Raw genomic sequence first — 12716 nt, forward strand, 5'->3', positions numbered from 1 at the left:
ATTCTCGAAAATAGTTGTCAATTATTCATGTATCCAGCATAAGATAGAGTAATCCACTATCAATCGAAAAAAAAGCCGACACAATACGATATGCACACGAATAAGAAAGTGTGACAGTTTTGAAATGAAAAGATAAAGGAGGGCAAGGAATGACTGATAATAATAATTATACGATTGCTCGCGAAGATTGGTCCCTCCATAGGAAAGGTCATGATGATCAACAACGGCATCAAGAAAAAGTACAAGAAGCGATAAAAAACAATTTAGCTGATTTAATCACAGAAGAAAGCATCGTCATGTCAAATGGTAGGGACGTAGTGAAAATCCCGATTCGCTCTTTAGATGAATATAAAATACGTTATAATTATGATAAGAATAAGCATGTAGGGCAAGGAACTGGTAACAGTAAAGTAGGAGATGTTGTAGCAAGAGATGGAAACGGGAATGGTCAACAAAAGGGACCGGGAAAAGGGCAAGGAGCAGGCGATCAAGCGGGTGAGGATTACTATGAGGCAGAAGTATCACTCATGGAGCTAGAACAGGCATTATTTTATGAATTAGAGCTGCCGAATTTACAGAGAAAAGAAACTGATGAAAATAAAGTGGAACACATTGAATTTAATGATATTCGAAAAACAGGATTAATGGGAAACATTGATAAAAAACGAACGATGATGACAGCATATAAGCGAAATGCAATGACGGGAAAACCGTCCTTTCATCCTATTCATCCCGAGGATTTAAAATTTCGAACGTGGACTGAAGTACTTAAACCGGAATCGAAAGCAGTTGTGTTAGCAATGATGGATACGAGTGGTTCGATGGGGATATGGGAAAAATATATGGCACGCAGCTTCTTTTTTTGGATGGCACGTTTTTTACGGACAAAATATGAAACGGTCGACATTGAATTTATTGCACATCACACGGAGGCAAAGGTTGTAACGGAAGAGGATTTCTTCTCAAAAGGAGAAAGTGGTGGTACCATTTGTTCATCAGCGTACCGAGTAGCGTTGGATCTTATTGAGACCAAATATTCCCCAGCGCGCTACAATATCTATCCCTTCCATTTCTCAGACGGCGATAACCTCACATCAGATAATGCACGATGCGTTAAACTTGTAAAGGATCTTATGAAGGTAAGCAATATGTTTGGGTATGGGGAAGTAAACCAATACAATCGGCACTCCACCTTAATGTCCGCATATAAAAATATCGAGGACGAAGCCTTTCGTTACTACATTTTAAAGCAAAAGGCTGATGTATTTCATGCGATGAAGAGTTTCTTTCGAAAGGAAACAGTAGAGAAAAGTAGCTGATAACAGACCTTGCACATTGCGCAAGGTTTTTGTATAATACAAAAACATAGTTGACATATAGGTTAACTCTGGTTATTATTGTCAATAACATACTAGGAAATACAAAAATAGGTGGCTGATCAGGCAAACTGAAGGCACTAACTCTGATTACTAAGAGTTAGTGCCTTTTCGCTTTTTGTAGTCATTTTAGTAAACATCTAGAAAATTTTAATATTTCAAGGTAAGTGAAAAAAGGGCTTAGATTATGAAGTAAGGGGGAGAAAGATGAGTGTCTCGGTAGATACCTTATACAAAACATTTCTTAAACAACAGCGTGCAACACCAGTTCTTCAAGATATTAATATACAGGTAAAAGAAGGTGAATTTATAACCATTATTGGACCGAGTGGTTGTGGTAAGAGTACACTGCTAAAGCTCATAGCTGGACTTGATAATGAATATGAAGGAAATATCACAATACAGGATCAGAAAGTTTTAGGTCCTAGTATCAAACAAGGATTTGTTTTTCAAGAACATCGTCTGTTTCCTTGGTTGACAGTGGAACAAAATATAGCTGCTGATCTATCACTTAAAGATCCGAAAGTGAGAAGCAGAGTGGATGAACTTATTGAAATTGTAAGATTAAAGCAATTTGAAACATCCTATCCGAAAGAGTTATCGGGGGGAATGTCACAACGTGTGGCTATTGCAAGGGCGCTGCTACGTGATCCGGAAGTACTGCTTCTGGATGAACCATTTGCTGCGCTAGATGCCTTTACAAGAAAGCATCTTCAGGATGTATTGTTAGATATTTGGCAACAGAAGAAAACGACCATGATACTAGTCACGCATGATATAGATGAAGCTATCTATTTGGCAAATCGTGTTTGTATCATGAGTGCTAGACCAGGTCAGATTAATACGATTATTCCAGTCAATTTGCCGTATCCACGAAAAAGAACAAGCCAGTCCTTTCAAGAGCTAAGACAAAAGGTGTTAAGTAAGTTTGAGCATGCAGAAGAGCTAGAATTAACACAAGGATCAGGTATATAAAGGAGAAGAAAACGATGAATAAAAAATTGAAGCTTTCTATTGTATTACTTTCGGCATTCATATTGATTATATTTAGCGGATGTGCTTCCAAAACAACGACTGCAACTACACAGAAAGAGAATAATGAAAATCTTACAGTAAACATAGGAATTCAGCAAAGCTTAGGACCTTTGTTACTAGCGAAAGAAAAAGGGTGGTTTGAAGAAGAATTTGCAAAAAGCGGAGTGAAAGTGAAGTGGACCGTATTCCAAAGTGGACCTCCTCATTTTGAAGCCATTGCAGCGAATAAATTAGACTTAGGCGCTGTAGGAAATTCTCCTGTTATTGCCGGACAAGCTGCAAATATCTCGTTTAAAGAAATTGCACTTGCAGGTGATGGACTAAAAGGAAATGCTATTCTTGTTCGAAAGGATAGTCCTCTTCACACGTTAGCAGATTTAAAAGGGAAAAAGATTGGGGTGGCAAAAGGTAGCAGCGGCTTTGCTTTATTGTATACGGCCTTAGCAAAGGCTGGATTAAAACCAGATGATGTAAAAATTATTCAATTACAACCGGATGAAGCACAACCGGCATTTGAAACAGGAGCAATCGATGCGTGGTCGATTTGGGAACCGTTTATCTCCCTACAAACATTATCAAAAGGGGCAAGAATACTAGAAAACGGCGAATCATTAAATGCTTATTCCCCTAGTTTTCTTATTGCACGCTCAGACTTTACGAAAGAGCATCCAGATCTTGTAGTACGTTTCTTGAAAGTCTATGAAAAGGCACGCTTGTTTGAAAAAAATAATCGTAATGAGGCTATTGAGTTATATGCGAATGCTAAAAAGATTGATAAAACAGTTATCCGTCAAGTATTAGAAAACAATGAATCTCTCAACTTGCCGATTAATCAAGATATTATAAAAGCACAACAAACTACTGCAGATTTTCAATTTGATCAAAAGGCAATTGCCAAAAAGATTGATACATCAAAGGTAGTGGATAATTCCTATATCAATAAAGCGTTAGAAGAAGTGAAGAAAGAATAACAGAACGGAGGAGAAAGCCATGGATAAAGTGAAGGTAGCGCTGCCATCTGTTTCTTCAGTAGGTGGTTCGAAAATAAAACGGTCTATAAGTATTACCTTTAATAAAGCTTCTTTAACGATTGGAAGAGGATTAATTGTTCCCATTGTGATTATTTTCATTTGGCAGTTGGCGGGATCTTTGCTTCACATTTCCAATACAATCTTGCCAACTCCTTTAGATATTTTATCTTCGTTTCAGGAATTAATCATATCAGGTGAATTACTTGTACATTTAAAATTTAGTGGGATGCGTGCGTTAGGGGGATTTTTACTAGGAGCAAGTTTAGGTCTTTTATTTGGGACAATAAACGGGATTTCTAATAAAACAGAGCAATATGTTGATCCATCTTTACAAATGCTACGAACTGTTCCTCATCTGGCATTAGCACCGCTCTTTATCCTATGGTTTGGATTAGGGGAAGTATCAAAAGTGTTACTCATTGCACTTGGTGCATTTTTCCCTCTATATGTAAATACACTCCTTGGAATTCGAGGAGTAGATAAGAAATTATTTGAGGTAGCACGTATTTTAGAATTTAGTAAATGGAAGCAAGTAACGAAGCTCATTTTGCCAGCAGCTTTGCCGAATTTATTACTTGGCGTACGTTTATCCCTCGGTGCTGCTTGGTTAGGATTAGTGGTTTCAGAATTAATGGGAGCAAGTGAAGGAATTGGGTATTTAATTATGGATGCCAGACAATTTAGTCGAACGGATGTTGTATTTGTTGGTATTATCCTCTTTGCCCTTGGTGGAAAATTGACTGATTCTATTGTACGAGTGCTGGAGTCAAAGTTATTAAAATGGCGTGATAGTTTTGAAGGAAAGAAGACGAATTAAATTCTAATAGTATAGAAATATAAAAATAACTAAAACGATTGTTAAATACAAATTAAAGGGGCGATATATAGATGGAAGTTTTATGGTTTATCCCAACTCATGGGGACGGTCATTATCTAGGTTCTACAAAGGGAGCACGTATAGCTGATTTTTCTTATTTTAAACAAATCGCGCAAGCTGCGGATCGACTTGGCTATACAGGGGTTTTAATCCCGACAGGACGATCATGTGAAGATCCATGGACGTTAGCCTCCTCCTTAGCTGCGGTAACCGATCGATTAAAGTTTTTGATTGCTGTTCGTCCTGGTATTATGTCACCGGCCGTGGCAGCACGGATGGCTTCCACGGTAGATCGTATTTCAGATGGGCGCCTTTTAATCAATGTTGTTGCGGGCGGAGATCCTGTTGAATTAGCAGGTGATGGCCTATTCCTCTCGCATGATGAAAGGTATGAAATTACAGACGAATTTTTAAGCATATGGCGCCAGTTATTGGCAGGGGAGAATGTGGATTATTCGGGTAAGCATTTGCGGATTGAAGGAGGAAAGCAACTGTTTCCACCTGTTCAGCAGCCGCATCCACCGATTTATTTCGGAGGTTCCTCTCCGGCAGGGCAGGCCGTTGCTGCTAAGCATTCCGATGTGTATTTAACGTGGGGTGAGCCTCCAAAGCAGGTGGAACAAAAAATAAAAGAAGTTCGTCTTTTAGCAGAGCGAGAGGGGAGAACCGTACGATTTGGCATCCGTTTACATGTCATAGTTAGAGAAACAGAAGAGGAGGCATGGGAGGCTGCAGAGCGACTTATTCGTTATGTTGATGCCGATGTAATTGAATCGGCGCAGCGTACTCTTGCTCGTCAAGATTCCGTTGGACAACGACGAATGATGCAGCTCCATAAAGGAGGAAGAGAAGAATTAGAAATTAGTCCGAACCTTTGGGCAGGGGTGGGGCTTGTAAGAGGAGGTGCAGGAACGGCTCTTGTAGGTAATCCATATCAAGTAGCAGAACGAATAAAGGAATATCAGGATTTAGGAATCGATACCTTTGTTTTATCTGGTTATCCGCACCTAGAAGAAGCATATCGATTTGCTGAACTCGTATTCCCGCTTTTGCCGCTACAAAATAAGAAAATAGCCCCTCACAATCAGCCGATTGGAGAAATCATCGCTAATCAATATATCCCTCAAATAAAATAGATAACTAGTAGTAATAGGAGATGCAAAGGGATAGAAAAGAAGAATCTTACGTAACGCATTCGTAAGATTCTTTTTCGTCGTTATTTGTATAACTGATAGTAATATGGTAATCTGCTAGTTGGAGATCTTACCTAAAATCCTTTTTATGGTAAGTGCTTTAGTTATGGCTTTTTAATGAGGAGAATATTACATGTTTGCAATCTATTTAACATATGTTGCGTTAGGACTTTCCCTTTCCCTTCCTGCAGGTGCTATGACGGTTGAGATGACGAAGCAAGGATTGAAAAATGGTTTTTTTCATGGATGGTTCGTCGGTATAGGCGGGATGACAATTGATTTGTGCATGATTTTACTCATCTATTTTGGGTTTTCGTCCATTTTAATGTTTCCGGTCGTAAAGCTGATGATGTGGTGTATTGGCTTCTTTTTTCTTCTATACATAGGGTATGATAGCATACGAAATGCAGATCATGATTTGTCTTATGGTAACAAAAAGACAAATCGCTCTCTATTTANAAAACAAGGATTGAAAAATGGTTTTTTTCATGGATGGTTCGTCGGTATAGGCGGGATGACAATTGATTTGTGCATGATTTTACTCATCTATTTTGGGTTTTCGTCCATTTTAATGTTTCCGGTCGTAAAGCTGATGATGTGGTGTATTGGCTTCTTTTTTCTTCTATACATAGGGTATGATAGCATACGAAATGCAGATCATGATTTGTCTTATGGTAACAAAAAGACAAATCGCTCTCTATTTAAATCTTATATAAGCGGGTTTATGATTGCCGTTTCTCCGGCAAATCTTGTGTTTTGGTTAGGAATTTTCGGAACGGTACTTGCCGCTTCTCTTACTCATGTGAATAGCATTACCTTTTTCTTAGTGGCTTCTGGTATTTTAACGGGAATTCTGATTCACGATATTGGGTTATTGTCGATCGTGCAAGTTACAAGGAACTTCATTAATACAACGTTTATAAAATGGAGCTCTATTATTGCGGGATTGATTCTATGGGGATTTTCTATTTATTTTGGTTATGAGTTTATTCGGGAGCTTGGGAAGTTGATGTAGTTTATCAGATTTAGTAAAAAATAGCCCTGCACAAATTGTGTGAAGGGCTATTTTTGTATACTCTTCTGTATATATTTGATTTATTTACCAAAAATTCATATTTTATTAATATTTTTTGGAAAAGGGAAGCGTATACTGATTCTTGTGTTTACACAGTAGAGGTGGGATAAACGTGAAACATCGCAGGATTATAGTAGGTAGCTTGGCAATTACGATAGGAGTTTGCTTACTTTTATCTATTCCCTATTTTTTTCTGCAATCGCAGTTCAATACAACGAAATTATTGCAGGAATATAATCAACAGGCTTCTTTGCAATCAAAAAACGATAAGCAAGGCGAAGGTACTGCAAAAGGAACCAATCAAGTTGAAGCAACTGGGAAATTGCTTATTCCAAGTATAGCCTTGGAAACACCAATTGTTGAAGGTACGGAGCAGGATCTTTTAATCAAAGGAGCAGGTCATCTGTCTACGAGTGTTATGCCGGGGATAAATGGGACCAGTGTAATAGCGGCGCATAATGTTACTTTCTTTCATAATTTAGGTCAAGTGAAATTAAATGATAGAATTCAAGTTCAAGAGAAGTCTGGAACACATACGTTTGTAGTGTATGCAACAAAAATTGTAAAGACAGGTGACCCAATCTATAATACAGAAACGCCTAGTCTAGTATTAGAAACCTGTTATCCCTTTAATGCAATGAATTTAACACCATATCGTTATCTTGTATTTGGTAGTTTATCAAGTTAATTAATTATTTAGGAAAAATTAACATTTAAGAAACGTGATTTACATAAAGAATTTATATATTTATAATGTTTCAAATTTTCATATTCCAATAAAAGGTGGAGAAATGAATTGAAGAAGCTTATGTGGGTTGCTTCTGGATTACTTGCTTTAAGTTCTGTTTTAGCTACACCGACTGCTTTTGCTCAGAAGGATACGAGCAGTACTACAACGCCAATTAAACACGTAGTTGTCATCTTTAGCGAAAATATTTCGTTTGATCACTATTTTGGTACGTATCCAAATGCAGCAAATCTACCGGGGGAAACACAATTTACAGCTAAGCCGAACACGCCAAATGTAAATGGACTACAAAAAAACGCATTAAATGGGAACCTTGATTTATTAACGCAGAATCCAAATGCAGCACAACCGAAACGGCTTGCACCTTCCCAGGCTATGACAGCTGACATGAATCATGAATACAAAGCTGAGCAAGAGGCAGTTAATGGCGGAAAAATGGATAAATTTGTTGAATCTACTTCCGGTGGAAGTGATAAAACATTAGTAATGAATTATTATGATGGGAATACAGTTACAGGATTATGGAACTATGCACAAAATTTTGCCATGAGCGATAATTCTTTCGGTACAGTCTATGGTCCATCTACGCCAGGTGCTTTAAACCTTATTTCTGGGCAGACCCATGGTGCAACAGGATATAAAGCTGGACAAGCTGTTGGCGACATTGCAGGGAATGTAGCAAATAGTACAGTAATTGGAGATCCAGATCCTTACTTTGATAAAGCATCAAATCCAAAACGCGCACAAACTGCGATGAACGGTAAAAACGTAGGTAATCTTTTAAATGATAAAGGTGTAACATGGGGCTGGTTCCAAGGTGGATTCCGTGATACATCAGCTACACACACAAATATTGGCGGCGGCTCATCTACCGATTACAATCCACACCATCAGCCATTTCAATATTATGAATCTACGTCTAACAAAGATCACTTGGCTCCTTCTTCCGTTCAAGCAATTGGTCATCAAGGAGATCAAGCTAACCATCAGTATGATTTAACAGATTTCTGGGATGCTGTAAGTGCACACAATATGCCTGCGGTTAGCTACTTAAAGGCTGCAAACTATCAAGATGGACATGCAGGTTATTCTGATCCACTCGATGAACAAACTTTTATAACGAATACAATTAATCATTTAGAAAATACACCTGAATGGAAAGACACTGCCGTTATTATTTCTTATGATGATTCCGATGGCTGGTATGATCATGTGTATCATGCTCCTGTTAATGGATCTAATGATCCTAACAATGATGCATTATTTGGAAATGGAAATGCTGGAACACCATCTCTAGGAAATTACCTTGATCGCGCTGGATACGGTCCTCGTCTTCCATTGCTTGTTGTTTCGCCTTATGCAAAGCAAAACTATGTCGATCATACGTTAACAGATCAAACTTCAATTTTAAAATTTATTGAAGACAACTGGAATTTAGGAAGAATTGGAGATAATTCTTTCGATGCGATTGCTGGTTCTATCAATAATATGTTTGATTTTTCAAAACCATCTGCACCTAAATTGTACTTGAATACAAAAACTGGACAACCACTTCCTTCTAGCGGTTCTGGCTTATTTCAAAATCTAACATCATTTTTAGCATCGAAGGATGGAGGGGTATTTGGACCAATCAATGATGGTACAAGTACAGCTACCGTAACGATTCCTGCAAATGCATTTACAAATGATACACAAGTGAATATTACGCATGCATCTGCAAGTTCATTAGGAAACCTAATTCCAAATGATAAAACATTTGCTGTTGCTTTTGGCGTGAATTTTCCAAGTGATGTAACGCCTGCTGAGCCTATTAAATTAACAATTACAGATCCTTCTATTCATGCGAATAGTGAAATGTATAAGGTTCAAGGTGGGAATCTGGTTAAAGTAGATGCCACTGTACATGAAGGACAAGCTGAGCTTTCCTTTACCACTGATCCAGATTTTGTAGTATTAAATCCAAAGGCAGCATCAACGGAATCAGCACAATCAACCCAGTCAACCCAGTCAACCCAGTCAACACCAACTGTTCCGAAATCTACAGGACAAGTAGTTGTAGGAGGAACTTCTCCAGTAACAGGAATTTCCTTTGTTACTACTTTACTAGGAGCACTAGCTTCTTTAGTAATAGGTTCTTCTCTCGTTCGTTCGTCATTACGGAAATCAAAATAAATTTAAAGTAAAAAAAGAAAGAGGTAATTGCAAATTGTGCAATCGCCTCTTTCTTTTTTATCCCCTATTATCGGGGCGTAGGATACTTACTTTAGTCTTATTCGGTGTGTTTTCCTTGCGAGATATAAGCATATGGTTATATAATTAAAAAAGAAGGAAGATTGAGATTACGTAGATAAAGGAGTGATGATATGGGAGAAGTTACCTTAGATATGGATCGAACAGCTCAAGCGTTAAAGCTACTTGGAGATAAAACACGTTTAACAATCGTGGGAATTTTAAGCAAGCGGGAATGCTGTGTTTGTGAACTACTTGAAGTGTTTGATATGAGTCAGCCATCGATTAGTCAGCACCTTCGTAAACTCAAGGATGCTGGACTTGTGAAAGAAGAACGAAGAGGGCAATGGGTCTATTATTCCTTACATTCACAAAGCGATTTGTATCAAATCATAATAGATGTTTTAAAATATGTACCGGATCAGACGGATAAAATTAAACAAATCGAAACGAGTAACCCAACTCTTCGTTGCGGCTGTTAGAACAAACGGGAAGTAAGTTTGTTCTATCGTACTTTTCGAAAAAGGAGATGACAGATGATGACAAAAATTGAAATTTTCGATCCAGCGATGTGTTGTTCTACGGGAGTTTGTGGACCAGTCGTTGATCCAGAATTAGTCCGCATTTCTATTGCAGTTAACAATTTGAAGAAAAAAGGGATCGATATTACGCGTTATAATTTGACTAGTGAACCGGATGCTTTTGTGATGAACAAAACGATTAGTACTTTACTGAATGAAAAGGGATCTGACGTACTACCGATTATGCTAGTAGACGGAAATGTAAGGAAAGAACAAGGCTACCCATCTAATGCTGAATTAGCCGAATTATCCGGAATGACGGAAGAGGAATTAAGCCAAAAGCCAAGAGTTCGATTAAATTTGAACGTGAATAAATAAGGGAAGGAGTGACTAGCATGTTTGATATGTTTGATCCAAAATCCATTCCGTTAACTCCTTTTTTATTTTTTACAGGTAAGGGAGGAGTTGGGAAAACGTCCATTGCGTGTGCAACAGCCATTTCCCTCGCTGATAGGGGGAAACGTGTACTTCTTGTGAGCACAGATCCTGCATCAAATTTACAAGATGTATTTGACATAGAGCTGCAAAATAGACCGACTTCAATCCCTTCTGTTCCTAATTTATTCGCAGCTAATTTGGATCCAGAGGCGGCAGCGCATGCATACAAAGAAAAAGTGGTGGGTCCGTACCGGGGCAAGCTTCCGGAATCCGTTCTTACTTCGATGGAGGAGCAGCTATCGGGAGCGTGTACGGTAGAAATCGCCGCATTTGATGAGTTTTCCGGTTTATTAACGGATCAAGAATTGCTTTCTACATTTGACCATATTCTGTTTGACACAGCACCGACCGGCCATACACTGCGGTTGTTACAGCTTCCAACGGCATGGAGTGGATTTTTAGACGAAAGCACGCATGGTGCCTCCTGCCTTGGTCCATTAGCTGGTCTAAACGAAAAGAAAACGCTATATAGTCAAAGCGTTGAAGTTCTATCCAATCCTGAAAAGACAACACTATTACTTGTAACTCGTCCGGAAGGATCCCCACTTCAAGAAGCACAGCGAGCATCTAGGGAATTGGGAGAGCTTCATATTCGTAATCAATATCTTCTAATTAATGGGGTACTCGGCCAAGTGGTTGAAGAAGATGAAACGTCTCTTGCTTTGTACACGCGGCAAAGACGAGCGTTAGAAGAAATGCCAAGTGAGCTACATGCGTTGAAAACCTTTACTATTCCGTTGGTTCCTTTTTCTATCTCCGGTATAGAAAATATACGAAATTTATTCGTATATGACCATCAAGATTCCATTCATGCTGCGGAAGCAGAGCCTATTTCAATCCCATCTCTACAGGCAGTAGTTGAAGATATTGCATATGCAAACCAACAGGTAATCTTCACGATGGGGAAAGGCGGAGTTGGAAAAACGACCGTAGCGGCAGCCATTGCAATTGGACTTGCGGAAAAAGGAAAACGGGTGCACTTAACGACAACCGATCCGGCTGCCCACTTAGAATATGTGATGCACGGCGAGAGTAGCAATATTCGCATAAGCCGGATCAATCCAAAGCAGGAAGTAGAAAACTATAAGCAAGAGGTAATCGAGCAGGCAGGAGCAGGGCTTGATGAGGAAGGACTTGCTTATTTAGAAGAAGATTTACGTTCACCATGTACAGAGGAAATCGCAGTATTTCGCGCATTTGCGGATATTGTAGAGCAAGCAAAGGATGAAGTCGTGGTAATTGATACAGCGCCGACTGGACATACGCTTTTGTTGCTAGATGCAGCTCAGTCTTATCAGAAAGAGATTGAACAATCTACTGGGGAAGTGCCGGTATCTGTGCAACATTTGTTGCCAAGCCTACGTAATCCGGATGAAACAGCTGTTGTCATTGTTACATTAGCAGAAGCCACTCCTGTGTATGAGGCAACTCGCTTAAAGCAAGATTTAAAACGTGCGGGCATCCTTACGAAGTGGTGGGTCATTAATCAAAGTCTCTCTGCTACGAAAACGAAACATCCCGTTCTGCAAGGGCGTGCTTCCTCTGAGAGAAAATGGATAGAAGAAGTACAGAAACAATCGAATGGAAACTGTGCTATGATTCCTTGGCAGCAAGAAGATATAATTGGATACGCAGCATTACAAAAATTAACCTTATAAAATAATAAGAAAAGAGCGTGTACAAATGATTATTACCGATCAAGCAAAAACATTTATTATGAATTCTATGGAAGAAGCAAAGGCAGATACACTACGTTTTACATTCGCAGGCCCCGGCTGCTGTGGTCCAAACTTTGGATTGGCACTAGAACCAGCACAAGAAGATGACATTACGGAAGTAGTGAACGGGATTCCAGTTGCAATTGATGCAAAAGTAACAGAAGCAGTCACAAATATTACATTGGATTTTGGCGAAGATGAGCAAGGCGTTGGACTTTTTATTAGCGGGGGAAATAGCTGCTGCTAATTGTATAAATTGATTTGATAAACTTTCTGCTTATAATCGGTGAGTAAGAACGAAATTGTAAGCAGGAAGTGAAATCATTAAGAAATTGTAAAAGGTAATATTTCTCTGGTTTTATATAAGCACTTTACTATATAATTATTTTGAAATGTGGAAGAAAACGTATATTCA

12 protein-coding genes are annotated in these 12716 nt (G+C 38.8%); all 12 read left to right on the forward strand.

Annotated features, from left to right (window positions below):
* Window positions 1-149: 149 nt before the first annotated feature.
* The 12 genes from yhbH to ACAN53_RS16010 all read left to right on the forward strand — a co-directional run bounded on the left by yhbH (window position 150) and on the right by ACAN53_RS16010 (window position 12548).
* Complete coding sequence (yhbH, locus tag ACAN53_RS15955; RefSeq protein WP_379971152.1) at window positions 150-1319, forward strand: sporulation protein YhbH; 1170 nt, start codon at window positions 150-152, stop codon at window positions 1317-1319.
* 264 nt (window positions 1320-1583) lie between these two features.
* Complete coding sequence (locus ACAN53_RS15960) at window positions 1584-2351, forward strand: ABC transporter ATP-binding protein (RefSeq protein WP_379971153.1); 768 nt, start codon at window positions 1584-1586, stop codon at window positions 2349-2351.
* Between the two features lie 26 nt (window positions 2352-2377).
* Window positions 2378-3382 carry an aliphatic sulfonate ABC transporter substrate-binding protein gene (locus ACAN53_RS15965; protein ID WP_379971250.1) on the forward strand — a complete coding sequence of 335 codons (1005 nt, stop codon included), beginning with the start codon at window positions 2378-2380 and terminating at the stop codon, window positions 3380-3382.
* A 19-nt stretch (window positions 3383-3401) separates the two neighbouring features.
* A complete protein-coding gene (locus ACAN53_RS15970) occupies window positions 3402-4259 on the forward strand; it encodes an ABC transporter permease (protein WP_379971154.1) in 858 nt (285 codons plus the stop codon).
* Window positions 4260-4330: 71 nt separating this feature from the next.
* The gene (gene ssuD, locus ACAN53_RS15975; RefSeq protein WP_379971155.1) at window positions 4331-5455 is read left to right on the forward strand and encodes an FMNH2-dependent alkanesulfonate monooxygenase; all 1125 of its coding nucleotides are present in this window, start codon (window positions 4331-4333) and stop codon (window positions 5453-5455) included.
* Between the two features lie 190 nt (window positions 5456-5645).
* Window positions 5646-6527 carry a LysE family transporter gene (locus tag ACAN53_RS15980; RefSeq protein WP_379971156.1) on the forward strand — a complete coding sequence of 294 codons (882 nt, stop codon included), beginning with the start codon at window positions 5646-5648 and terminating at the stop codon, window positions 6525-6527.
* 172 nt (window positions 6528-6699) lie between these two features.
* Complete coding sequence (locus ACAN53_RS15985; protein ID WP_379971157.1) at window positions 6700-7275, forward strand: class D sortase; 576 nt, start codon at window positions 6700-6702, stop codon at window positions 7273-7275.
* A gap of 108 nt (window positions 7276-7383) precedes the next feature.
* Entirely contained in the window at window positions 7384-9507 is a 2124-nt protein-coding gene (locus ACAN53_RS15990; RefSeq protein WP_379971158.1) for a phospholipase C, read from the forward strand.
* A 191-nt stretch (window positions 9508-9698) separates the two neighbouring features.
* Window positions 9699-10046 carry an ArsR/SmtB family transcription factor gene (locus ACAN53_RS15995; protein ID WP_379971159.1) on the forward strand — a complete coding sequence of 116 codons (348 nt, stop codon included), beginning with the start codon at window positions 9699-9701 and terminating at the stop codon, window positions 10044-10046.
* 57 nt (window positions 10047-10103) lie between these two features.
* A complete protein-coding gene (gene arsD / locus ACAN53_RS16000) occupies window positions 10104-10463 on the forward strand; it encodes an arsenite efflux transporter metallochaperone ArsD (protein ID WP_379971160.1) in 360 nt (119 codons plus the stop codon).
* 17 nt (window positions 10464-10480) lie between these two features.
* Entirely contained in the window at window positions 10481-12241 is a 1761-nt protein-coding gene (arsA, locus tag ACAN53_RS16005; RefSeq protein WP_379971161.1) for an arsenical pump-driving ATPase, read from the forward strand.
* Between the two features lie 25 nt (window positions 12242-12266).
* Complete coding sequence (locus ACAN53_RS16010; RefSeq protein ID WP_379971162.1) at window positions 12267-12548, forward strand: adhesin; 282 nt, start codon at window positions 12267-12269, stop codon at window positions 12546-12548.
* Window positions 12549-12716 lie beyond the last annotated feature (168 nt).

The sequence above is a fragment of the Ectobacillus soli genome (assembly GCF_042610425.1).
In the GTDB taxonomy this organism is placed as follows: Bacteria; Bacillota; Bacilli; order Bacillales; family Bacillaceae_G; genus Ectobacillus.

What these genes read in the sequence shown, in the direction of transcription:
- yhbH (WP_379971152.1), top strand. Translation starts at nt 150, where the DNA reads ATGACTGATAATAATAATTATACGATTGCTCGCGAAGATTGGTCCCTC.
- ACAN53_RS15960 (WP_379971153.1), top strand. Translation starts at nt 1,584, where the DNA reads ATGAGTGTCTCGGTAGATACCTTATACAAAACATTTCTTAAACAACAG.
- ACAN53_RS15970 (WP_379971154.1), top strand. Translation starts at nt 3,402, where the DNA reads ATGGATAAAGTGAAGGTAGCGCTGCCATCTGTTTCTTCAGTAGGTGGT.
- ssuD (WP_379971155.1), top strand. Translation starts at nt 4,331, where the DNA reads ATGGAAGTTTTATGGTTTATCCCAACTCATGGGGACGGTCATTATCTA.
- ACAN53_RS15995 (WP_379971159.1), top strand. Translation starts at nt 9,699, where the DNA reads ATGGGAGAAGTTACCTTAGATATGGATCGAACAGCTCAAGCGTTAAAG.
- arsD (WP_379971160.1), top strand. Translation starts at nt 10,104, where the DNA reads ATGACAAAAATTGAAATTTTCGATCCAGCGATGTGTTGTTCTACGGGA.
- arsA (WP_379971161.1), top strand. Translation starts at nt 10,481, where the DNA reads ATGTTTGATATGTTTGATCCAAAATCCATTCCGTTAACTCCTTTTTTA.
- ACAN53_RS16010 (WP_379971162.1), top strand. Translation starts at nt 12,267, where the DNA reads ATGATTATTACCGATCAAGCAAAAACATTTATTATGAATTCTATGGAA.